Origin of the sequence: Stenotrophomonas maltophilia group sp. Smal17 (assembly GCF_030237045.1) — a bacterium.
Taxonomy (GTDB): domain Bacteria; phylum Pseudomonadota; class Gammaproteobacteria; order Xanthomonadales; family Xanthomonadaceae; genus Stenotrophomonas; species Stenotrophomonas forensis.
Window position 1 is genome coordinate 12,374 of the sequence record NZ_JASJSU010000008.1, and the last position, 21,566, is coordinate 33,939.

Annotated in this window: 18 protein-coding genes; 5 read left to right on the plus strand and 13 right to left on the minus strand. The window is 67.6% G+C overall.

Annotated elements, in window-relative coordinates; all coding sequences use genetic code 11:
• The first annotated feature begins 206 nt into the window (after positions 1–206).
• Entirely contained in the window at positions 207–2,492 is a 2,286-nt protein-coding gene (locus QRO93_RS04005) for an FdhF/YdeP family oxidoreductase (RefSeq protein ID WP_180878620.1), read from the plus strand.
• A 476-nt stretch (positions 2,493–2,968) separates the two neighbouring features.
• Positions 2,969–3,508 (plus strand): DUF411 domain-containing protein, encoded by a 540-nt coding sequence (locus tag QRO93_RS04010; RefSeq protein WP_180878619.1) that lies wholly within the window; start codon positions 2,969–2,971, stop codon positions 3,506–3,508.
• Between the two features lie 97 nt (positions 3,509–3,605).
• On the opposite strand, the gene blaL1 is transcribed toward QRO93_RS04010, so the two are convergent.
• From blaL1 to QRO93_RS04030, 4 genes are all read right to left on the minus strand, one after another.
• Positions 3,606–4,478, minus strand: coding sequence for a L1 family subclass B3 metallo-beta-lactamase (gene blaL1 / locus QRO93_RS04015; RefSeq protein ID WP_180878618.1), 873 nt, complete (start codon positions 4,476–4,478; stop codon positions 3,606–3,608).
• A 95-nt stretch (positions 4,479–4,573) separates the two neighbouring features.
• Complete coding sequence (locus QRO93_RS04020; protein ID WP_180878617.1) at positions 4,574–6,997, minus strand: TonB-dependent receptor; 2,424 nt, start codon at positions 6,995–6,997, stop codon at positions 4,574–4,576.
• Between the two features lie 80 nt (positions 6,998–7,077).
• Positions 7,078–7,929, minus strand: a complete 852-nt coding sequence (locus QRO93_RS04025; RefSeq protein ID WP_180878616.1) for a FecR family protein — start codon at positions 7,927–7,929, stop codon at positions 7,078–7,080.
• The gene (locus tag QRO93_RS04030; RefSeq protein WP_053449863.1) at positions 7,926–8,450 is read right to left on the minus strand and encodes an RNA polymerase sigma factor; all 525 of its coding nucleotides are present in this window, start codon (positions 8,448–8,450) and stop codon (positions 7,926–7,928) included. The genes QRO93_RS04025 and QRO93_RS04030 overlap by 4 nt, the downstream gene beginning before the upstream one ends.
• Before the next feature lie 202 nt (positions 8,451–8,652).
• Between QRO93_RS04030 and QRO93_RS04035 the strand changes: the two genes are divergently transcribed.
• Positions 8,653–8,919, plus strand: a complete 267-nt coding sequence (locus QRO93_RS04035; protein WP_180878615.1) for a hypothetical protein — start codon at positions 8,653–8,655, stop codon at positions 8,917–8,919.
• A gap of 9 nt (positions 8,920–8,928) precedes the next feature.
• A complete protein-coding gene (locus QRO93_RS04040) occupies positions 8,929–10,107 on the plus strand; it encodes a low temperature requirement protein A (RefSeq protein ID WP_164086393.1) in 1,179 nt (392 codons plus the stop codon).
• On the opposite strand, the gene QRO93_RS04045 is transcribed toward QRO93_RS04040, so the two are convergent.
• Genes QRO93_RS04045 through QRO93_RS04055 form a run of 3 tightly spaced genes read right to left on the minus strand, consistent with a single transcriptional unit; the run spans position 10,104 to position 14,251 of the window.
• Entirely contained in the window at positions 10,104–11,537 is a 1,434-nt protein-coding gene (locus tag QRO93_RS04045; RefSeq protein WP_285303958.1) for a hypothetical protein, read from the minus strand. The two genes, QRO93_RS04040 and QRO93_RS04045, sit on opposite strands and share 4 nt — an antisense overlap.
• 16 nt (positions 11,538–11,553) lie before the next feature.
• Complete coding sequence (locus tag QRO93_RS04050) at positions 11,554–13,053, minus strand: DUF6384 family protein (RefSeq protein WP_285303959.1); 1,500 nt, start codon at positions 13,051–13,053, stop codon at positions 11,554–11,556.
• 1 nt (position 13,054) lies between these two features.
• A complete protein-coding gene (locus tag QRO93_RS04055; protein ID WP_180878613.1) occupies positions 13,055–14,251 on the minus strand; it encodes a cell surface protein in 1,197 nt (398 codons plus the stop codon).
• A gap of 304 nt (positions 14,252–14,555) precedes the next feature.
• Here QRO93_RS04055 and QRO93_RS04060 point away from each other — a divergent pair, with 304 nt between their 5' ends.
• A complete protein-coding gene (locus tag QRO93_RS04060) occupies positions 14,556–14,990 on the plus strand; it encodes an EamA family transporter (RefSeq protein WP_180878612.1) in 435 nt (144 codons plus the stop codon).
• A gap of 52 nt (positions 14,991–15,042) precedes the next feature.
• On the opposite strand, the gene QRO93_RS04065 is transcribed toward QRO93_RS04060, so the two are convergent.
• The 6 genes from QRO93_RS04065 to QRO93_RS04090 all read right to left on the minus strand — a co-directional run bounded on the left by QRO93_RS04065 (position 15,043) and on the right by QRO93_RS04090 (position 21,484).
• The gene (locus QRO93_RS04065) at positions 15,043–15,684 is read right to left on the minus strand and encodes a response regulator transcription factor (RefSeq protein WP_180878611.1); all 642 of its coding nucleotides are present in this window, start codon (positions 15,682–15,684) and stop codon (positions 15,043–15,045) included.
• Positions 15,677–16,732 carry a sensor histidine kinase gene (locus QRO93_RS04070; RefSeq protein ID WP_180878610.1) on the minus strand — a complete coding sequence of 352 codons (1,056 nt, stop codon included), beginning with the start codon at positions 16,730–16,732 and terminating at the stop codon, positions 15,677–15,679. The genes QRO93_RS04065 and QRO93_RS04070 overlap by 8 nt, the downstream gene beginning before the upstream one ends.
• 231 nt (positions 16,733–16,963) lie before the next feature.
• Complete coding sequence (locus QRO93_RS04075; RefSeq protein WP_180878609.1) at positions 16,964–17,704, minus strand: MgtC/SapB family protein; 741 nt, start codon at positions 17,702–17,704, stop codon at positions 16,964–16,966.
• Positions 17,705–17,734: 30 nt separating this feature from the next.
• The gene (mgtA, locus tag QRO93_RS04080) at positions 17,735–20,494 is read right to left on the minus strand and encodes a magnesium-translocating P-type ATPase (protein WP_180878608.1); all 2,760 of its coding nucleotides are present in this window, start codon (positions 20,492–20,494) and stop codon (positions 17,735–17,737) included.
• A 63-nt stretch (positions 20,495–20,557) separates the two neighbouring features.
• Positions 20,558–20,857: a hypothetical protein gene (locus tag QRO93_RS04085; protein ID WP_006447714.1), complete on the minus strand. Its 300-nt coding sequence runs from the start codon at positions 20,855–20,857 to the stop codon at positions 20,558–20,560.
• A gap of 321 nt (positions 20,858–21,178) precedes the next feature.
• The gene (locus tag QRO93_RS04090) at positions 21,179–21,484 is read right to left on the minus strand and encodes a hypothetical protein (RefSeq protein WP_164086400.1); all 306 of its coding nucleotides are present in this window, start codon (positions 21,482–21,484) and stop codon (positions 21,179–21,181) included.
• Positions 21,485–21,566 lie beyond the last annotated feature (82 nt).

The window sequence follows — 21,566 nt, forward strand, 5'->3', positions numbered from 1 at the left end:
CACCCACGGCATCGAGAATAGCGCAGTGGCCGCGCGCTGACGCGGTGGTAACCGTTGTCATGACACGCTGTGCTGCAATCGGTTCCAGCCTCTGGCGCCGTCGCGTGGACCATGCTTGACTGTAGGGCTTGGCGAGCGGCCGAATGGCAGCACGCCCGCATTCCGCGCCGTTCTGTTGTTGCGTTCCTCCCGCCAGGTTCCCGAACATGTCCGAGCAGAAGCCACCGCGCTACAAGCCCTACAACCAGCCGGCCGGTGGCTGGGGCGCCGCCGGCGCCACCGCCAAGGTGCTGCTGCAGCAGAGCGTGATCGGCAAGGGCTCCAAGGCGCTGCTGGCGATGAACCAGCCGGGCGGCTTCAAGTGCCCGAGCTGTGCGTTTCCCGATGCCGACGAGCGCAGGAAGCTGGAATTCTGCGAGAACGGCGCCAAGGCGCTGGCCTGGGAAGCCACCCAGTTCCGTGCCGGGCGTGAGCTGTTCGCCCAGTACACCGTCACCGAACTGATGGCGCAGACCGACTACTGGCTGGAGATGCAGGGCCGGCTGACCGAGCCGATGCGCTACGACGCGGCCACCGATCACTACGTGCCGTGCAGCTGGGACGAGGCTTTCGCGTTGATCGGCCGCCATCTGCAGGCGCTGGACAGCCCGCACCAGGCCGAGTTCTATACCTCCGGCCGCACGCCCAACGAAGCGGCGTTCCTGTACTCGATCTTCGTGCGCGAGTTCGGCACCAACAATTTCCCGGACTGCTCGAACATGTGCCACGAGCCGACCAGCCGTGGGCTGCCACCGGCCATCGGCGTGGGCAAGGGCACCATCGTGCTGCAGGACTTCGAGCACGCCGAGGCGATCTTCGTGATCGGCCAGAACACCGGCACCAATTCGCCGCGGATGATGAGCAACCTGGTCGAAGCGCGGAAACGTGGCATCCCGATCGTGGCGGTCAATCCGATGCCCGAGCGCGCGCTGATCCGCTTCGCCGAGCCGCAGGACGTGGTGCAGATGGCCACGCTGGGTTCCACCGAAATCAGCAGCGAGTTCGTGCACATCCGCATCGGCGGCGACCTGGCGCTGATCAAGGGCATGATGAGGGTGATGTTTGAACGCGAGGCGCAGGGCGAGCGTGTGCTCGACCACGACTTCCTGGCCGAACACAGCGTGGGCCTGGATGCGCTGCGCGACGATGTGATGGCGCAGGACTGGGGCGATCTCGTTCGCGTCTCCGGCATCTCCGAAGCGCAGATCCGCCGCTGTGCGGAGATCTACATCCGCTCCAACGCCACCGTGATCTGCTACGGCATGGGCCTGACCCAGCACCAGTACGGCTCGCGCCTGCTGCAGCAGGTGGCCAACCTGCTGATGCTGCGCGGCAACTTCGGCAAGCCCGGTGCCGGCATCGGGCCGATCCGCGGCCACTCCAACGTGCAGGGTGACCGCACCGTCGGCATCGACGAGAAGCCCAAGCCGGCCTACCTGGACCGCGTGCAGCAGGTGTTCGGCTTCGATCCGCCACGTGAGCACGGCCACCATGTGGTCGAGTCGATCGAAGCGATGCTGGATGGCAGCGCCAAGGTGTTCATCGGCCTGGGCGGCAATTTCATCCATGCCGTGCCCGATACGCCGCGTGCCTATGAGGCGATGCGCGGCCTGGAGCTGACCGTCGGCATCGCCACCAAACTCAATCGTGGGCATCTGGTGCATGGCCGCGATGCGCTGATCCTGCCGGTGGTGGCGCGCTCGGAACGTATCGTGACACCGGCCGGCGAGCAGTTCGTCACCATCGAGGATGCGATGTCGAACGTGACCGCTTCGCGCGGTGTGCTGGAACCGGTCAGTGCCGAGGTGCTGCCCGAGGTCGAGATTGTCTGCCGCATGGCGATGGCAACGCTGCCTGGCAGCAAGGTCGACTGGGCCGCGTGCATGCACGACTACACCCCCATCCGCGACCTGATCGCGGCGGTGTACCCGGAGATCTACACCGGCTTCAACCAGCACATCCAGCAGCCGCATGGCTTCCACCTGGATATTCCGCCGCGCCGCCGGGTGTGGCCCACGCCCAATGGCAAGGCCAACATCCTGGTGATGCCCGGCCTGGACGTGGACGAGCCGGTGGATGACCCCGAGATGCTGCGGCTGGCGACGGTGCGCTCGCATGACCAGTACAACACCACCATCTACAGCTACAACGACCGCTACCGTGGTGTGTACAACGACCGCATGGTGCTGTTCATGAACGTCGAGGACCGGCTGGCACGCGGGCTGCAGAAGGAGGCGCAGGTCAGCCTGGAGACGATCAGCCGCGATGGTGTGAGCCGGCGCATCGATGGCCTGACCGTGCTGGACTACCCGATGCCGCGCGGCGCGCTGGCCGGCTATTACCCCGAACTGAACCCACTGCTGCCGCTGGACTACTACGACCGGATCAGTGGCACCCCGGCGGCCAAGTCGATTCCGGTGCGGGTACGTGCGATGGCGGCGGCGACGGCCTGATGCGCGCATCGGCTATCATCGACGCGTGAACCTGCCTGGCCTGCTGTTGCGATGGATGCTGCTTGTTGCCCTGGTGCTGAATGCACCGGCGCTGGCGCTTGCGTCGTTGCCGGATGCATCGGTGCCTACAGCAGGGCATTGCGTCGCCCCGCATTCCACTGCCATGGACGGATGCTGCGACGAAGCGACATCAACGCTCTGCGCAAGCGGTGAGTGCGAATGCCCACCGGCCTGCCTGGGCATGCTGGCCACGTTGAACGGAACGCCCGCGTCGCCCTGGCGCGAGGTGCCTCCCCCCGCCAGCGCACAGCAACGTGCGCCGCCGCCTTTGCTGGACCCGTTGCGGCCACCCATCGGTTGATTCCTGCAGGCGCGCAAGCGCCTGCCATGACTGCTCATTCTACTTACGACCCTGCCTGCGCCATTGATGCGCGGGTAGCGGGCTGTACTGCCCGCATCTGCAAAGGAATCAACCCATGAACCGTTCTCTCTCCCTCGGCCTGCTGCTGGGTACTGTGCTTGTCACTGCCGCCTGTGCACGCGCTGCTGAAGATGCCAGCGCTGCGTCGCCTGCAGGGCGGGCCCCGGCGGCGCCCATCAAGGCCGGCCCGGCCACGATCGATCCCGCACTGCCGATCGCCGTGGTGCACAAGACCGCCAGTTGCGGCTGCTGCGGCATCTGGGTCGACCATCTGAAGGCCGAAGGCTTCCAGGTGGAGGTGCGCGATACCGATGACATGAACCCGATCAAGGTCCGGCTGGGTGTGCCAGTGGGCAAGGGCTCCTGCCATACCGCCGAAATCGGCGGCTACGTGGTCGAGGGCCACGTGCCCGCCGAGGACATCAAGCGCCTGCTGGCCGAGCGCCCGGCGGCGCGCGGTCTGGTGCTGCCGGGCATGCCGGCCGGCTCGCCAGGCATGGAAATGCCGGATGGCTACGTGCAGCCGTATACCGTCGAGCTGGTGCGCACCGATGGCAGCATCGAGGCGTTCGCCGAGCATGGGCAGGATGGCTGACCTTGTAGAGCCGAGCCCACGCTCGGCTTGCTCTTTGTAGAGTCGAGCTGTGCTCGACTGTTCTTCGCTTCAGTCGAGCAAGCTCGACTCTACGGAATCAACGGGCCCGGACCGTTCCCTTGGCCAGCTGTGCGTCGAATTTCTTTTCGGCGTCATCCGCGTAGGCCTTGCAGGTCAGTGCCTTGGCACCTGCCTTGCTGCCGGCCGCATAGTCCCAGTGGCTGGCGCCCGGGTGTGGCGTCAGCAGCAGGTCGCAGGGCAGCCCGCGCACGGTGGCGAAGCTGCGCGTGTAGTCCTCGATCAAACGCGGATAGCGGACGTTGCCACGCAGCTGGTAGCCCGGCGCGCTCAGGCTGTCGGCATAGGCGATGCGCACCGGCTTGCCCTCGCGCGTGTCGGTCCAGGTCCAGGCCGTGCTGCCCGGGGTGTGCCCAGGCATGAAGTGTGCGGTGAAGGCGATACCGCCGACGGTGACCACCTCGCCATCCATGACGATGCGGTCGGTGCTGGCCGGCGGATAGGTGATGTCATCACCGAAGTGCAGGTCATCACTGCCGCCGCGTGCCAGCAGGACCGCTGATTCTGCGTTGGCGACCACGCGCGCTCCGGTACGGCGCTTCAGTTCCGCCACCGGGCCGGCGTGGTCGGCATGCGCATGGCTGAGCAGGATCAGCCGCAGGTCCTGCGCTGCCACGCCGCGTGCCTTCAGGTTGTCCAGCAGGTGGCCGGCCATCTGTGGCATGCCGCCGTCCAGCAGCACCGCGCCTTCGCTGGTCTGTACCAGCAGCGCGGTCAGGCTCTCGGTGCCGATCTGCCAGGTGTGGTCGGCAATCTGCAGCGGCGCCATCGGCTGCAGCCAGGACGCATCCACGGTGTATGCCCGCAGCTGTGGCAGCGGTGTTTCGGCGGCCACCGCGTGGGCGACCGGCAGTGCAGCAGCCAGGGTGAGGGCGAGCAGGGAAGAGCGCATGGTCCAGGTCCGTTTGAAGGAGGCCCAGAAACTAGCACGGGCCTCCTTCATCACGTTCCGCATAGATTTCATGGCTCCCATAAGGGCGCCATGGATCAGTACCGGTACTGCCACCCCAGCGTCAGCACCCGCCCACGGCCGGAGAAGTAGCTCGGGTTCGACGGCGTGGTCTGCGAGTAGTAGCTGATGTACTGCCTGTTGGCCAGGTTCTGCACGCCCAGGGTGAAGCTGTGCTTGTCCAGCGCATAGCGCGCGACCAGGTCCATGGTGGTGTAGCCCTTGAACTCGGCTACCCGCGCGCCCTGCAGGTCGAAGTCGCGGTCGAATGCGCGGCTGGCCTGCAGGCGCGTGCTCAGCTGCGGCGTCCAGTTCTGCTCCCAGAACGCGGTCAGCCGGTTCGGCGCGATGTTGACGCCGGCCAGATCGCTGTCGAGGCGGCCATCGAGGTTGGCGTCGTAGCGACCGTTGGCGCGTGCGTAGCCCAGGCCGAGGCGGCTGTCGCCCAGGCGCAGGCGCAGGTTGGTCTCGAAGCCTTCCACGCGGGTGGCCTGGCGCTGCACGGCGTAGGCATCGATGCCCGGGTCGTAGACCAGCACCGAGCCGAGCTTGGATTCGGAGGTGTAGTAGGCGATGTCACCGCTGAAGCGGCCATCGTCGTACTCCAGCCCGATTTCGCGGTTGTCCGACACGACCGGGGACAGGTCGATCAGGCTGTCCACGCGCTGGCCGTCACGGTTGATCGCGCGCAGCACGCGGCCGACGTCGGCCACCGTGTAACCCTCCGAGTAGGAGGCGTACGCATTGAGGCGATCATTGATGTACCAGACCGCGCCGAAGTTGGGCAGGGTCTCGCTCATGGTCGGCTTGCCGCCGGTCACCTTGCGCGCGCCATAGCGGGGCAGGGTGGTGTAGTCGCCTACTTCCAGCTCGCCCTTTTCGTAGCGCAGGCCGCCGGACAGCATCAGGTGGTCGGTCGGCCACCAATGCAGCTGCAGCAGTGGCGACAGGCTCTGGTAGGTGGTCTGCGGCACCCAGTTCATGCCGCTGGCCAGCAGCACCTGGTGGGTGCGGTCGCGCAGGCCGTCCAGGCCCAGGGTCACGTCCAGGGTGGTGTCGGCGATGCGGGTCCAGCTCTGGGTCAGCTTGAAGCCGCGCTTGTCCGATTCGTTCTGGGTCTGGTCCCACGCAGCATTGGCGCCGGTGTTGCCCCACGGGTCCCACTGGCTGGCGCCATAGCGGCCCTCGAAATCGACCGCGAAGGCCTGCGCCTGGAAACGGCCACCGAGCAGGTCGGCGGCGCTGTAGTCCAGGGTCAGCGAGCGCGAGCGGTTCATCGGCGGCTCCAGCGGCGTGTCACCGCGCACCGAAATCGTCGGCCGACCGGTGCGGTAATCACCGTTGACCGCCAGGTAATTGTCCAGCCCACGCAGTTCGTAGCGGTTGGCCATCAGCTGCAGGCGATGGCCCTCGGCCAGGTTCCAGCCCAGCTTGGCGAACACGTTCGACGAGGTCGAATCCATCAGTTCGCCCTGCGCATTGGTGCCGATCGAACGGCCCTCGCCATCATGGAACAGGCCCTGCTTCTCATAGGCCAGGCCGGCGACCAGGTCGAACTGCTCACCGCGCACACCGACCAGCGCAGAACCGCGCTGGCCACTGTCATCGCGGCGGCTGGGCAGGGCGCTGCTGTAGCTGATGTGGGTGTCGAGCAGGAACGCACCGGGCTCGCTGGGCGCACTGCGGGTGATGATGTTGACGATGCCGCCGGTGCCACCGATGCCCTGCAGCGCGTTGGCACCATGGATGACCTCGATGCGTTCGATCATCGCCGGGTCGATGGTGTGCGAGTCACGCGAGCCATCGCGCAGCGGCGTCGACTGCGGTACGCCATCGACCATGTACAGGATGCCGCGGCCACGCATCGTTTCGCCGTAGTTGGACATCTTCTCGCGCGCCGGCGCGAAGGCCGGAATCTGCGAAGACAGCACGCGAGACACGTCCGAACCCAGCGCCAGCTGCTGCGCGATGTCTTCGCGGGTCAGCACGGTGATGGTGTTGGGCATGGCGGTCTCGCCCTGCGGCATGCGCGCGGTCGAGGCCGATACCATGACGCGGGCCAGTGAGGTCGGTGTCGCAGCCGCAGGCGCGCGCGCCGGGGCATTGGCCTTTGCCGGCGTTGGCGCTGCCGCGGCGCTGACCACGAAGACGCCCGGCGAACGTTCCTGCAGGGCCAGGCCCTGTCCCGCCAACAGCCGCTGCAGGGCGTCGCGCGGGGTGTAGCGGCCATCCAGCGCCGGGGCCGTGCGGCCGCTCACGCTGTCGGCGGCGAACAGCAGCTGGATGCCACTCTGCCGCGCCAGTGTGTTGAGCGAGGTCTGCAGCGGGCCGGCGGGCAGATGCAGCTCCATCGGTGCAGGCGCGGCGGCCTGCGCGGCAGCGGGCAGGGCAGCGCAGAGGCAGGCGGCGAGCAGGGAGGGCGCCAGCCGGCGCAGTGCGGCGGGCGAAACAGGGCGGGTCATGCGGGGTCCTTCGGAGGGGTTCAAGCACCTGCCGGATGGGATGCCGCGCAACCCACCCTTGCAGAGTCGATCAAAGACGATCAATCGCGCCTTCGCAGGTGCAGGCTGCCATCGGCGGCGGCGTGTACCTGTACCGGCAGGATCTCCGGCAGCAGTGCCACGGCGGTGTCGGCGCGGTCGGCGTCGAACACGCCGGACACCTGCAGCGCGCCCAGGGTGGGGTCATCCAGCACGATCGGACGGTCGTGATAGCGTTGCAGGATCCGCAACACCTCCACCAGGGGCAGCCGATCGAACTGCAGCCGCCCGGTGGTCCAGTCGGCCGGGTCGGTGTCGATCGCCTCGGGCGGAGAGATCGACCCCGGCTGCGCCAGCAGGCGCTGGCCGGGCTTCAGGCGCTGCTCGGCATCGCTGCCCTCGGCGCGTACCCCCACCTCGCCGCGCCACAGGGTCACTTCGCTCAGATCGCCCTGGCGATCCACATCGAACACCGTGCCGTAGTTGCGCACGCGCACCGGTCCGGCATCGACCTCGAAGCGTCGCCATGCCGAATGCTGTACCTGGAAGCGGGCGCGCCCCTGGATCAACACCACCTGCCGTGAACGCAGGTGGCGACGCACCTGCAAGTGGGTGCCGGCATCGAGCAGCAGGTGGCTGCCGTCGGCCAGATCGAGTGCGCGGCGTTCGCCTGCCGCCGTGCGATGGTCCTGCACCTGCCAGGCCGGATCGACCAGCAACAGCGCGCCGGCCATCAGCGCCAGTGCGGGCAGCACGACCTTGGCGGCACGGCCGCCGCGACGACGCTGCAGCGTTTTCGGATCCGGCAGCGGAAACCGTTCCTTCAGCGCATCGCGATGCTGGTCGAGCAGTTCATCGGTGGTGGCAGCCTGCGACGGCTGCGGCCGCGTGGGAGGCCCGGGTGTACGCCTCATTGCTGCATGGCCTGCCGGCGGCAGTCGGCCATGGCCAGGCGCAGGTGGCGTTCCACCGCCTTCAGGCCGATACCCATCCGCAGCGCGACCTCGGCCTGGGGCAGTGCGTGGATCTTGTGCAGGATGAACACCTGCTGGCGCCGGCACGGCATGCGCTCGATGGTCGCGCTCAATTGCTGCAGCGCCTGCAGGCCCTGGGCCTGCTGCTCGGGCCCGGGCCGGGGGCAGGCATCGTCCGGCAGCTCGGCTCGCGCTTCCACCCAGTGCCGGCGAAGATCTTCGGCGCGGCAGCGATCAACCGCCGCGTCATGCGCGATCCGGCGCAGCAGCGCGATCGGCTGCCGTGCATCGTGCAGCGGCGGGCGCTCCAGCAGGCGCACGCAGACGTCGTGCACCACCTCGCGGGCCAGTCCGGGCGAGCGGAAGCGGCGGCGCAGGTAGTCCACCAGTTCCTCGTAGTGGCGCGCCAGCGAAGACACCAGCGGCAGCGCAGGTGGGTGAGGCGAGGGCAGCTGGGACATCCGGACCGGCAACAGGGGCGAGGGGCGGCTGCAGGGAGGGCATCCCTGCACGATGACGCAATACTAATGGGAACCGTTCGCGTTTGCCATGTCCCGGCAGCCATTGATTGTTCGCAGCGGCTGGAAGGTGAAACCACGATCATCGGCTGGAGCGCAGAATCGGCCCGGGCTAGCCTGCCAGCAGGCTCAAGGAGATCGTTACATGCATGTGCTTCTGGTGATCACCGCTGGCGTCCTGCTGCTGGGCGTGTTCCTGCTGTTCGGCCGGCTCTGGAGCGTGGGCAGCTCGCAGCTGCCTGCCGCGCTGATCGCGTTCATCGCCACCTGGCTGCTGGTATCGGTGGCCAACATGTGGATAGGGGTCAGCAAGGCCGGCTACAGCGTGCGCGAGGAACTGCCGATCCTGCTGCTGGTGTTCGCCCTGCCGGCACTGCTGGCGGGCCTGCTGTACTGGCGCCTGGCGCGCTGAAGGCCCGCCATGAGCACCCGACTGCGCCTGCCAGCGCTGCGCCATCGCGATGGCCACCATGCCCGCGTGACCTACGAAGAACTGTTCTTCGACCTGGTCTACGTGTTTGCGGTCACCCAGCTCAGCCACCACCTGCTGCACCACCTTGATCTGGCCGGCGTGCTGCAGACCCTGGTGCTGTGGTTCGCGGTCTGGCTGGGCTGGCAGTACGCCTGCTGGGTCAGCAACTGGTTCGACCCGCAGGCGCCGCGCATCCGTGGACTGCTGTTTGCCACCATGCTGCTGGCGCTGCTGATGTCTTCGTCCATTCCCGAGGCGTTTGCAGACCGGGCCTGGATGTTCGCAGGGGCCTACGCCACGATGCAGGTGGGGCGCACGGCTTTCGTCCTGTTCGAGGTCGGCCGTAACCATCCGCTGGCCCCCAACTTCCGCCGCATGCTGGCCTGGGTCAGCGTTTCGGCGTGCTTCTGGCTGGCCGGTGCCGCGGCCGATGGCTCTCTGCGCCTGGCGTTGTGGGCGGTGGCCGTGGCCTGCGAGTACATCTCGCCGATGTTCGGTTTCGCGTTCCCGGGCATGGGCCGTTCGCACACCCGTGACTGGACCATCGAGGGCGGGCATCTGGCCGAGCGCTGCCAGCTGTTCGTCATCGTGGCGTTGGGCGAAACCCTGCTGGCCACTGGCGGCGTGCTCAGTGAAGTCGAGCACTGGAGCGGGGAAGTGGTCTCGGCCGTGCTGGCCACGTTCGCCGGCACGATTGCCATGTGGTGGCTGTACTTCGGCATCTCCAGCCGCGATGCCACCGAGGCCATCACCCATGCCGAAGACCCCGGGCGGATGGGCGCCAACTTCCATTACGTGCATGCCTTGCTGATCGCCGGCATCATCGCCACGGCGGTGGGCAACGATCTGGTGATGGACCATCCGGGTGCAGCCGTCAGCACGGTGTACGCCACCGTGATGGTGGCCGGGCCGTTGATCTATCTGCTGGGCAGCGCCCTGTATAAGCGCGTGGTCTATGGACACACGCCGCGCTCGCACCTGCTGGGCGCCGCGGCGCTGCTGGTGCTGGGCCTGCTGTTGCCGTGGCTGCACCTGCTGGCCGCCGGATGGCTGACCAGCCTGGTGCTGCTGGGCGTCGGCCTGCTGGATACGCGGATGAAGCGGCGCACCCGGCAGGTGGAGGGCTAGAACCCGCCGCCGGTCTTGAAGCCACCGCCACCACTGATGCCACCACCGCTCTGGAAGCTGCTGCCGCTGGAACTGGAGCTTGAACTCGAACTCGAACTCGAACTCGAGCTGGAGCTTGAACGAGAGCTTGAACTACTGGATCCGCCCGCAAGCAGGTCGAACAGGCTGCCAGAGGAGCGGGTGGTGCTTCGGCTGCTGGTGGTGCTGAAGAAGGATGCGGCGACGGTGGCCGGGGCGGCGGCCCGGTAGCTCGGTGCCTCGTACGCCTGACGCTCGATATCCGCAGCGGCCTGGTAGCTCCTGCGCGCAGCCTGCAGGCTGTCCAGGCGCTTCTTCAGCACGGCCATTTCGCGGGTGTGCTCGCCCACCATGCCATCGATCTCGCCCAGGCGCAGGCGACTGCGATGGATGCGTTCGAGCACGGCATCGTCCTCGCCGGAGGCGGTGGCGGCGACGCGTCGGTACAGGTCGTCCATGCTCTTGGCCGACAGCGTGCGCGCCAGCGCGGTGAGCAGGGCGCCGCCTTCGGCATCGGTCCAACTGCGGAAACCATCGATCTGTGCCTGCTTGGCATCCACGGTCTGCCGATGCAGCTGCTCGGCCAACAGCGCCTGCGCCACTACGTTCTGTGCCGTCTGCAACTGCTGGCGCAGCGGGTCGCCGCCGGCGTCGGCGAGGGCGGCGTCGCGGGCCTGCTGCACCGGCTGGCGGGCCGCCTCGACGTCGGCACGGGCCCGTCCGGCATGCTCCTGCAGATAGGGCGGAAGCTCGACCAGCGTGGCGTACTCGCGACGGGCACGGTCGAAGCCGCACAGCTCGGCCAGCCAGCCATCGACCGTGCGCACCAGCGGCCAACCGCGATAGGCCGCGCTGCCGAAGCTGCGACGGTGCAGGTACATGAAGATCGGGTCGGCCTGATAGGCGCCGGCCTTGGCATCATGCTCCGACTGCGCGGAGGCGGCCATGCGCTCCACTGTGTCGGCGCGCGCCTCGGCCAGCTGCAGGTCGACCTGCAGCACCCTGTAGGTGGGTTCCGCTTCCAGCGTGGTGTCCACCTGGTTCTGCAGGGCTTGCCACTGGCCGCCAGCGGCGTCGCGTGCGGCAACGGCCTCCTGCGAGCGCTGCTGCAGCGACTGTTCGATGTCCAGCAGCGCCTGCAGCTCGTCAGCCAGCACCGCCGCTTTGCGATCGCGGCGCTGCAGGTCGGCGCTGGACTGCTGCAGCAGGTCCCTGGCCACCATCGGCGGCGAATCAATGGCGGCCTCGGCCTGCAGGCGGGCCAGTGCATTGAAGTCTTCGCGGACCCGGCCGTGAAGCGCTTCCTGCTCCTTGATCAGGTCCAGGCACTGGTCGCCGCGCGTGGCCAGTTGTGCCTGCACCTGGCCGATATCGGTTTCGACATCGGCAATCGCGTCGTTCAGATCTCTCATGTCAGTTCCTTACCCATCACCATTCGGTGATGTAGCCGCCGGTGGTGGGCATGCGGAAACGCGGCGACAGGCTGCCGCGCGGCTTGCTGCCGATCTGGTCGTCCTCGATGATGCCGTTGTCCTGCTTGTCAGCTGCGACCCGGTTGTAGGTGGCCTCCGGCACGCGTACGGCGAACAGCGAGGCCCACTCGTCCTTGCCGGTTTCCTCATTGCGGATCAGCAGTTCGGTGGCGTTGCCGGCCTCGTCCAGCGCTTCGGTCACCAGGTAGTAGTTGCGGCTGCCATTGGCCTTTTCGCTGTAGCGCCAGACGCCGGTACGCTCACCGTCACGGTTGACGATGCGGTAGACCAGGGACTTGGACAGCAACGCCACCAGCTGGCCGACCTCGTCGATCGCCGGCCCGGCTTCGGCCAGTGTCTCGACGCGGACCCGCTGGGCGGCCTGGTCCAGCGCACGTTCCAGCCGTTTGCGGTCTTCGCCCGCAACGCCCGTGGCCAGGCCGTCGGCCTTGAGCTGGGCCAGCCGCTCGTTGAGCGCGGCCAGCTTGTCGGCGCTGCCGATCAGCTCCTTCAGCGTGGTGACCGCCAGGGTGGCCGCGGCCATGTCGCCGGCGCGAAGTGCGACATCGCCGGCGGTGTAGGCGCGTGCGCGTACCTTCTCGGCGTCCGGCGTGAGGCGCGCCGCCCTTGCGGCGGTGTCGGTGGTGTCCAGCAGTTCGCTGGCATCGATGGCCTGGCCGAGCGTGGTCACCCGCTCGGTCAGTGCGGGCAGGGTTTCCCTGGCGCGCGCCAGCAGCGCTGCGGCGGCCTGCCGCTGCTGCTCCACCTGGGCGGCGGCCTGTTCGCCGGTGGCGCTGCCACCACTGCTGATACGCGTGAGTTTGTCCTGGCGGATCAGGGTGGGCAGGCCCGCCATGGCGGCGGGCACGCCGGCGAAGCGCCGCTGCGCTTCCGCCAGCGCTGACTGGGCGCGCTCGGTCAGGGGCTGCAGGCGCTCCGCACTGGCGTTGGCGCGCGGCAGCAGCCCCTGCAGGGACTGTTCCTGCCGGGCCAGCAGGGCGCGCGCTGCTGCGGCCTCCTGCTGCTGCGCGGCCACCTTGTCGTTCAACACCTGGACGTTCTTCTGCACGTTGCTTTCGTGCACGAACGCGCCGAAGCTGCGCGCCATCATCAGCAGCGCGCCGAGCACCAGCAGCACCAACGCCGCCATCAGCGCCCACTTCAGCAGCCGACGGCGATCGATCCAGCGCCGGGCCAACCAGGCCTTCCAGCCACGCGGCGCTGCATAGAGGTAACGCTGCTCACGCTGGGCCTGGATGCCGGCCTCGAGGATCTCGTCGGAGACCTCGATACCCTGCGAGCGGTACAGTTCAAGCAGGCGCTGCTTGAGCCTCGCCTGGTCATGGCCGCTGTCGGCCAGTGCCTTCATTTCGGCATTGCGGTAGCGCAGCTGGTCGACCACGTCCATGGTCAGCAACGCATCCTGCAGCTCGGCAGGGGCCATCGTCGCACTCACGTCAGCGCGGCTCCGGGCTCGGCGGTGCCTGTAGCAGTGCGGCGAAACGCTGCTTGCCCTGTTCGACATACTCGGCAATCTCCGCCGAGTCGCGGGTGGCCTGGCTGCGCAGCTGCTCGATTTCCTGCAGCGACGTCTCCTGGAAGCGCACCACCGCATCGACCAGCTTGCGCACCGAATCGACGCCGATGGTGGCGCCGTAGCCGGCCTTCAGGCCCTCGTGCAGCACTTCATCGCCAATGTTGGCCACCGCTTCCAGCCCCTTGGAGGTACCCTCGGTCATCGCATTGAGCGCCTGCGTGGACTCATGCAGCCCCATCTGCGTGGTGAAGGCCAGGTTCAAGGCGGTGAAGCTGGTTTCGTTGGTAGAGAAGAACACCACCGAGCGCTCGTTGACGCGGCGCTTGACCTCGTGCGACTGGTGCACGCGCAGCATGATGGCCTCGGAGGTGGCGTAGTTCACCTGCAGGTTCTCGGCCAGATCCTTGGCCAGCTGGTAGCGCGACTCCTCGGCCTGGCTGCTGCGCAGCGCTTCATCGCGGGCCATCACCAGGCGGCCGGTATCGGCGGCATCGGCGGCCGGGTCGGCCGATTCCACGCGCTGCTGCGCCTGCTTCAGCGTTTCGCGCGCTTCGGCCAGCCGCTGCTGCTGCAGCTTCAACAACTCATGCGCCTGGATCTCGGCATCCTTGATCGACAGGCGGAAGTCGCCGTACATCTCCAGCACGCGCGATTCACGCTGCAGCTGCTCGGCCGAATCGCGGCTGACCTCCAGGAACGTACGGCGGATCTTCTCGAACCGGCTCGGGATATCGCCGCGGGTGACCTTCATCCACAGGTTCTGCAGGCGCTCGCCCATGTCGATCTTGCCGTCGCGGACCTGTTCGACCATGGTGCTGGCATCGTCACGGATGCTGTCGAAGGCGCGGACGATCTCGGTATAGCGGTCGGACACCTTGGCCGAGCTGATTTCATCACGCATCACGGCATTGAAATGGCCGGACTGCTGCAGCACCCGGGCGATGGCCACCACGCGGCCCTGGTCAAGCGTGGACAGCTGCGAAACCAGCGCGATGGCCGGTGCGTTGTTGTCCTGCGGGGCGGCCAGGCCCAGGCTGCGCAGCGTAGCCATGGCGCGGTCGAGGTAGGTGGTCGGCGCGGTAGCGGCCGGCGTGGCAAGGAGAGTGTTCTCGGGCATTTCGACGGCTCCGGTCAGGGCGTGCTGGAAAGATCCTGCCGCGCAGAGCGGGCAGATCGCTGCGGATGGGTGGGGCGGCCGGGCAGGCGTCTCGCGCTGCATGGCAGGGCCGCCCTGGCGAGGGCAACGGACCCGTTGCGAATGAGAGTGGCGTCCTGTTCGAGCATCGATGAAGCGTTCCCTGCTGATCGCCCCCTGGCGATTCCAGATCCATTGTAACGGGGGTGATGGTCAGGTGAAGCCCCACCGATGGCAGGGTGGAGTAGCGTTGGCGCACGTGCCGGGGCAGGCAAGCGAGGCCTTTGTGCAGAACCTACCGCAGTGGTTGATCTGGGCTGGACTGTCTGCCGTGTTCGCAGCGCTGACCGCGCTGTTCGCCAAGGTCGGCGTCAAGGGCGTCGACCCGGACCTGGCCATGGCCATCCGCACCCTGATCGTGGCGGCGGTGATCCTGCCGCTGGTGGTGGTCACCGGCAAGTGGTCCAACCCGCTGCTGCTGCCGGGGCGCACCCAGCTGTTCCTGGTGCTCTCCGCCCTGGCGACCGGCGCCTCATGGCTGTTCTACTTCCGCGCGTTGCAGAGTGGCGAGCTGGCCAAGGTCGCGGTGGTCGACAAGTTCAGCGTCGTGCTGGTGATCGTGCTGGCCTGTCTGCTGCTGGGCGAACGGCCCAGCCTGCGCGAGTGGAGTGGCATCGGCCTGGTCGTGGCCGGGGTGATCGTGCTGGCCACCCGGAAATAGCGCGGGCGGAATGCGGGGCGACGCTGCCGCCTCGCTCTGCCTTGCTGCTGGGTCAGGGCGTGCCCGCCTGCAAGCGGTCGTACATCCGCACCAGGTCGACCAGGGTGCGCGCGCCCATCTTGCGCATCACCTGCGCGCGGCGCACCTTCACCGTGATCTCGCTGACCCCGAGGTCGCCGGCGATCTGCTTGTTGAGGCGCCCACGAACCACGCCATCGACCACCTCGCGCTCGCCGGCATTGAGCGTGTTCCAACGCTGCTGCAGGGCATCGAGTGCCTCGCCGTCGCGGCGGCGCTGGCGGTCCAGCTCGATGCCCTTGTGGATTGCATCCAGCAGCTCCTGGTCACGAAACGGCTTGGTCAGGAACTCGATGGCGCCGTCCTTGATCGCATTGACGCCCATGGCGATATCGCCGTGGCCGGTGATGAACACCACCGGCAGCTGCAGGCCGTGGCTGCTCATCGTGCGATGGAATTCGAGGCCACTCTGGCCGGGCATGCGTACGTCCAGCACCAGGCAGGCCGGTGCATCGTCCAGTTCGTGGTCCAGGAACGCCTGGGTGGAGGCGTAGGCCCTTACCTGCAGTCCCATTGACGCCAACAGATCCTCAAGCGCCGCGCGCACCGAGGGGTCGTCGTCGATCACGTAGACGATCGGTGCCGGATCGGCGACAGGGACGGTGGGCTTACGCATGAGGGACATCCGTGGCGATGGGCAGGTCGAAGACGAAGCAGGCCCCGCCGCCGCTCGGGCGCTCGGCGCGGATCTGGCCGTCGTTGGCTTCGATCATCGAACGGCTGAGGCTGAGGCCGAGGCCAAGACCGTGTGACTTGGTGGTCCAGAACGCATCGAACACACGCTCGGGATGGTCGGCGGGGAGGCCGACACCGCGATCGCGCACACTGAGGCTGATCCGCGCGCCATCGCGCTGGGTCAGCAGCGACAGGCGCCTGTCAGCGGCAGGCACCGCTTCCATCGCGTCCACCGCATTGAGAATCAGGTTGCCGATCACCTGCTGTACCTGTACGCGGTCGGCCTGCACCGGTGGCAGGTCGGCATCCAGCAGCAACGCCACCGCCACGCCATGCCGATCCAGCTCGCTGCGCGACAGTGCCAGCATTTCTTCCACCGCCTGGTTCAGATCGAAGGCGCGTCGCTGCGGCGCGGCACCCTGGGTCAGGCCGCGGATGCGCGCGATCACGTCGCCGGCGCGGTGCGCATCGGCCAGGATGCGGGCCACGGTCTGCCGTGCCTTGTCCACGTTCGGCGGGTCCTGCGCCAGCCAGCGCTGGCAGGCCTCGGCACTGCTGGCGATGGCCGCCAGCGGCTGGTTCACCTCGTGCGCGATGGAGGTGGTCAGCTCGCCTACGGTTGACGCGCGCGCGACCCGCAGCAATCGTCCCTGGGCCTCCTGTACCGCCGCCTTGGCCGCTTCCATGTTCAGGGCCAGATAGGTGGTGATGCCGATCACCAGCATGCCGATCACCGAATTGACCAGGCCGATACGGTAGGTGCCGAAGCGGGTCAGGAAGAAGCTCAGAGCGGTCAGCGCGATGCAGGCAAGGGCCAGCGTGATCAGCCCACGGGCGGCCAGCACGCGCGAGGCGGCCAGGATGACCGCCGCGTAGAAACACGCCGCCGCAACGGCGTAGTCGGTGACGGTGTCGATCAGGAAGATCGCCGCCATCACGACGATCAGGGCCAGCAGCACCAGCGGGCGACGGGGCGACAGCGATGGCATCGGGACAGCTCCCTGGCGTGGGCGGAAAGGATAGCAAAGCGATGCTGGGTAGTGCCGGCCGCTGGCCGGCAGACCGCGGCGTTCAGGCTTCTGGTAGTTGCCGACCTTGGTCGGCAGGCCCGGGCAGGAATCATGATGCCTGAGGGATTCTGCCGACCAAGGTCGGCATCTACCAAAGCAACACGTGGAAGCGCTGAGCCACGCCCGGCGGAACGCATCCGGCGGCCGGCGCTACTCCTCCAGGCTGGCGTTCCAGAATCCCTGCAGTACGCCAGGCGTGGTCGCCAGCGTTGCCAGCACGGCATCCAGTTCGCCGGCATCGACCGTGGTGGCGTACAGCACTGCTTCAATCTCCACATCGCGTTCGCCGAACGGCCGCTGGTCCACCGCGCGTACCGGGTACTGCGCCTGCTCCAGCAGCAGCAACAGCTGGTCAAGCACGTCGGCCTGCTGCTCGCGCTGGCAGACCACGTTGATCGCATAGGTTGCTTCACTGAAGGCTTCCGGCAGCGGCTGCCGCTGGATGCGATTGACCACCGGCCGCAGCAGCGTATTGGCGGCCAGCACGAACAGCGCCGCCAGCAGCGCTTCCGGCAGCAGCTTGATGCCGGCGCACGCGCCCACCGCCGCCGAGCCCCACAGGGTGGCGGCGGTGTTCAGGCCGGACACCTGCGCGCCGTCCTTCATGATCGCGCCGGCACCGAGAAAGCCGACGCCGGATATCACATAGGCCACCACATGCAGCGGCGACGGCGGCCCTCCGTACAGGTCATGGAAGCGCACGGCCAGGTCGACGAACACCGCCGCGCCCACCGCCACCAGCGTGTTGGTACGCAGCCCGGCGGTGCGCTGGCGCAGTTGCCGTTCCAGGCCGATCGCGGTGCCCAGCACGAAGGCCACCGTCAGGCTGATCAGCGAGCTCAGGGTGGCGCCGGCGTTGAACGCCGGCAGGTTCGGATTGATGTCGAGCATCCATTTCTCCCTGGACAAGGCGGCCAGTGCTTACTGCCAGCCGTAGCGACGGATGTAGAACTTCTTCAGCGCGGTGGTCAGCACCGCATAGCCGAACAGGATCGCCACCAGGAACGGCCAGTAGCCGGCCGGCAGGGCCTGCAGCTTGAAGTAGCCGGCCAGCGGACTCATCGGCAGGGCCACGCCGATGGCCATGATCAGGCCGGTCATCAGCAGCAGCGGCGGTGCAGCGATGCTCTGCAGGAACGGCACCTTTGGCGTGCGGATCATGTGCACGATCAGGGTCTGGGTCAGCAGGCCGACCACGAACCAGCCGGACTGGAACAGGCCCTGGTCGGCAGGCGTGCGTGCATCGAACACGTACCACATCAGGGCGAAGCAGGTCAGGTCGAAGATCGAGCTGATCGGCCCGAAGAACACCATGAAGCGGCCGATGTCCGCCGGGTTCCACTTCAGCGGCTTGCGTACCAGTTCCTCGTCCACGTTGTCGAACGGAATGGCAATCTGCGAGATGTCGTACAGCAGGTTCTGCACCAGCAGCTGCAATGGCAGCATCGGCAGGAACGGCAGGAAGGCCGACGCCACCAGCACCGAAAACACGTTGCCGAAGTTGGAACTGGCGGTCATGCGGATGTACTTGAGCATGTTGTTGAAGGTGCGCCGGCCCTGGATGACGCCTTCCTCCAGCACCATCAGGTTCTTTTCCAGCAGGATGATGTCGGCGGCCTCCTTTGCGATGTCCACCGCGCTGTCCACGCTGATGCCGATGTCGGCGGCACGCAGCGCGGGCGCATCGTTGATGCCGTCGCCGAGGAAGCCGACCACCTTGCCCTGTGCGCGCAGCTCGCGCACCAGGCGCTCCTTGTGCAGCGGGGTCAGCCGGGCGAACACGCGATGGTGGTGCAGCGCCCGTGACAGCGCGCCGTCATCCATGCGCTCGATCTGCGGGCCGGTCAGGATGGTATCGGCGTCCAGCCCGACCTGGGCACAGACGCGGGCGGTGACCAGTTCGTTGTCGCCGGTGAATACCTTCACCTCCACGCCATGCGCGGCCAGCGCCTGCAGTGCCTGTGCGGCGGACTCCTTCGGCGGGTCGAGGAAGGCCACGTAGCCGACCAGGGTCAGGTCGCACTCGTCGGCCTGCGAGTAGGCGGTCCGGCTGGCCGCGGTTTCCTTCATCGCCACCGCCACCACGCGCAGGCCCTGTTCGTTCAGTTCCTCGGTGGTCTGCCGCACGCGCGCCAGGCGCGCGTCATCCAGCGGCATATCCTGGCCGTTCTCGCGCACGGTGCTGCATACCGCCAGCATCTCCTCCACTGCGCCCTTGCAGATCAGCTCGTGATGATCCTCGCGCTCGGACACCACCACCGACATGCGGCGGCGCTCGAAGTCGAACGGGATTTCGTCCACCTTGTGGTAGTCCTGCGACAGCCGCAGCGAGCTCTGCAGCTCCACGTGCTCCAGTACCGCGCGGTCGAGCAGGTTGATCAGCCCGGTCTGGAAATGGCTGTTGAGGTAGGCAAACGCCAGCACGTCCTCCGAATCGTGACCGAACACGTCGGTGTGGCGTTCCAGCGCGATCTTGTCCTGGGTGAGGGTGCCGGTCTTGTCGGTGCACAGCACTTCCATCGCGCCGAAGTTCTGGATCGCATCCAGGCGCTTGACGATCACCTTGCGCCGCGACAGCAGCACCGCGCCCTTGGCCAGGGTGGAGGTGACGATCATCGGCAGCATTTCCGGGGTCAGCCCCACCGCCACCGACAGTGCGAACAGGAACGCCTCGGTCCAGTCGCCCTTGGTCCAGCCGTTGATCAACAGCACGAACGGCACCATCACCAGCGCGAAGCGGATCAGCAGCCAGCTGACACTGTTGACGCCGGCCTGGAATGCGGTGGGCGCACGGTCGGTGGCGGTGCTGCGCTGGGCCAGGGTGCCGAAGTAGGTGCGGTTGCCGGTCGCCAGAACGATGGCGGTGGCGGTGCCGGACACCACGTTGGTGCCCATGAACAGCAGGTTGTGCTGCTCCAGCAGGCCGGCCAGGCCATCGCCCGGGTGCGCGAACTTCTCCACCGGCAGCGATTCACCGGTCATCGCCGCCTGCGCCACGAACAGGTCCTTGGCGGTCAGCACGCGGCAGTCGGCCGGAATCATGTCGCCGGCCGACAGCACGATGTGGTCGCCGGGCACCAGCTCACGGATCGGCAGGTCCAGCAGGCGCGCCGGGCGACGGCTGTGCAGATGCGCACCGAAGTACTGGTCGGCCACGTCGGCGGCCTCGGTACCCGGATTGCGGCGCAGCACCCGCGCCGTGTTGCCGACCAGGGCCTTCAGGCGTTCGGCCGCACGGTTGGAACGGCCCTCCTGCACGAAGCGGATCAGCGTGGACAGCAGCACCATCGCGCCGATCACGATGGTCGCCTTGAGGTCCTCGGTCAGCCAGGACACCGCCGCCAGCACGGTGAGCAGCAGGTTGAACGGGTTGCGGTAGCACTGCCACAGGTGGCGCCACCACGGCAGCGGCTTTTCGTGATCAACCTCGTTGGGGCCGAGCGTGGCCAGTCGCTCCCCGGCTTCGTGCGGGCTGAGGCCATCGGCATGCGAATCCAGCGTGGCCAGCAGCTCGGCTTCCGGCTGCTGGGCCAGGGTGACCAGGCCGGTGGTAAGCGCGAACGGCGCCGCTTCGGCGCTGCCCGGACCGAAGCCGGCCTCGGGCATCGCACGGCGGCGGAACAGGTTGCCTGCGCGACGGCTGCGCAGGAAGGCGTTGAACCAGGCGTTGAGCAGGCTCATGGGACTCTCCTCGAATGTCAGAGCCGGCCGGGGCCGGAACACGAACGGAACGGATGGAACAGGTCAGGCGTGGCGCATCGCCAGCACCGCCGGCGACCACGGCTGCATGTGCAGGCGCTGGCTGCCGCCGATGCACAGCGGCTTCATCGCATCGCGCAGGGGGTAGGGCAGGTGGCGCAGCACGTTGATGCGCTCGCTGATCGGCAGCAGCGACAGCGCGTCGGCCACCACGCGTGGCGAGCCGAGCGAGAGCGAACGGGCGAACATGACCGGGCCGTGCTGCAGCAGCTGGCTGCGCAGGGCGGCAACATCGCGCTCACCGATCAGGCGGCGCAGGGTGATGTAGAGGATCTTGTAGGACATGGGGGCGATCTCCAGGCAGGCGGCACCTGGCGATCCCCCGTCACTCAGGCAGGCAGGGAGCGGCGGGCAGGCGCCAGGAACAGGCAACAGGCAGGCATCCAGGGCGCGTCGCGCCCGGCAGGGTCGGGGTCCATCTGCGTCTCCATGATGGGAGGGTGCCGGCCGGGGTTGCCCTGGCCAGTGGTGCTATTGTCCGCCCCTGAATGGGGCAGTCCTAGAGGCTCGTGGGTTAGCCCGGCTATACCTTGGTATAGCCGTAGGCGGGAGAGCGTGCGCGGCCAACACGGCCAGGCGCGCGCACAGGCGCGCCGGCGCCGGGAATCAATGCGCGGCCGCAGGCGCGGTCTGCTTGCAGACGTCGTACTCGCCGCGGCTCAGTTTCTGGTCGCGGTCGGTATCGCAGGTGTGCAGGCGCTCGGCCCAGTCCGGTGCGACTGCATCCACTTCGGCCAGGGTGACGATGCCGTCCTTGTCCTTGTCGAGGGATTCATAGGCAGGGAGCAGCTTCACTTCGGTGACGTCTTCGGCCGCAGTGGCCTTGCTGGCCTCCTGCGGCTTGGAGCAGGCGCCCAGCAGCAGGGCGGTGGCAATCACGAGGGCAGCAGGGACGAAGCGGAAACCGGTCATGGCGTACTCCTGAGGGTGTGGGATCGCCAGCGTGGCGCCCTTGGCCGGATCATCGGCACCGCTCCGTAAGGGAGGCGCGAAG

Bases quoted from the DNA above. Each gene is read 5' to 3' on its own strand.
- QRO93_RS04005 (WP_180878620.1), top strand. From the start codon at position 207: ATGTCCGAGCAGAAGCCACCGCGCTACAAGCCCTACAACCAGCCGGCC.
- QRO93_RS04010 (WP_180878619.1), top strand. From the start codon at position 2,969: ATGAACCGTTCTCTCTCCCTCGGCCTGCTGCTGGGTACTGTGCTTGTC.
- blaL1 (WP_180878618.1), bottom strand. From the start codon at position 4,478: ATGCGCTCTTCCCTGCTCGCCCTCACCCTGGCTGCTGCACTGCCGGTC.
- QRO93_RS04020 (WP_180878617.1), bottom strand. From the start codon at position 6,997: ATGACCCGCCCTGTTTCGCCCGCCGCACTGCGCCGGCTGGCGCCCTCC.
- QRO93_RS04025 (WP_180878616.1), bottom strand. From the start codon at position 7,929: ATGAGGCGTACACCCGGGCCTCCCACGCGGCCGCAGCCGTCGCAGGCT.
- QRO93_RS04030 (WP_053449863.1), bottom strand. From the start codon at position 8,450: ATGTCCCAGCTGCCCTCGCCTCACCCACCTGCGCTGCCGCTGGTGTCT.
- QRO93_RS04035 (WP_180878615.1), top strand. From the start codon at position 8,653: ATGCATGTGCTTCTGGTGATCACCGCTGGCGTCCTGCTGCTGGGCGTG.
- QRO93_RS04040 (WP_164086393.1), top strand. From the start codon at position 8,929: ATGAGCACCCGACTGCGCCTGCCAGCGCTGCGCCATCGCGATGGCCAC.
- QRO93_RS04045 (WP_285303958.1), bottom strand. From the start codon at position 11,537: ATGAGAGATCTGAACGACGCGATTGCCGATGTCGAAACCGATATCGGC.
- QRO93_RS04055 (WP_180878613.1), bottom strand. From the start codon at position 14,251: ATGCCCGAGAACACTCTCCTTGCCACGCCGGCCGCTACCGCGCCGACC.
- QRO93_RS04065 (WP_180878611.1), bottom strand. From the start codon at position 15,684: ATGCGTAAGCCCACCGTCCCTGTCGCCGATCCGGCACCGATCGTCTAC.
- QRO93_RS04070 (WP_180878610.1), bottom strand. From the start codon at position 16,732: ATGCCATCGCTGTCGCCCCGTCGCCCGCTGGTGCTGCTGGCCCTGATC.
- QRO93_RS04075 (WP_180878609.1), bottom strand. From the start codon at position 17,704: ATGCTCGACATCAATCCGAACCTGCCGGCGTTCAACGCCGGCGCCACC.
- mgtA (WP_180878608.1), bottom strand. From the start codon at position 20,494: ATGAGCCTGCTCAACGCCTGGTTCAACGCCTTCCTGCGCAGCCGTCGC.
- QRO93_RS04085 (WP_006447714.1), bottom strand. From the start codon at position 20,857: ATGTCCTACAAGATCCTCTACATCACCCTGCGCCGCCTGATCGGTGAG.
- QRO93_RS04090 (WP_164086400.1), bottom strand. From the start codon at position 21,484: ATGACCGGTTTCCGCTTCGTCCCTGCTGCCCTCGTGATTGCCACCGCC.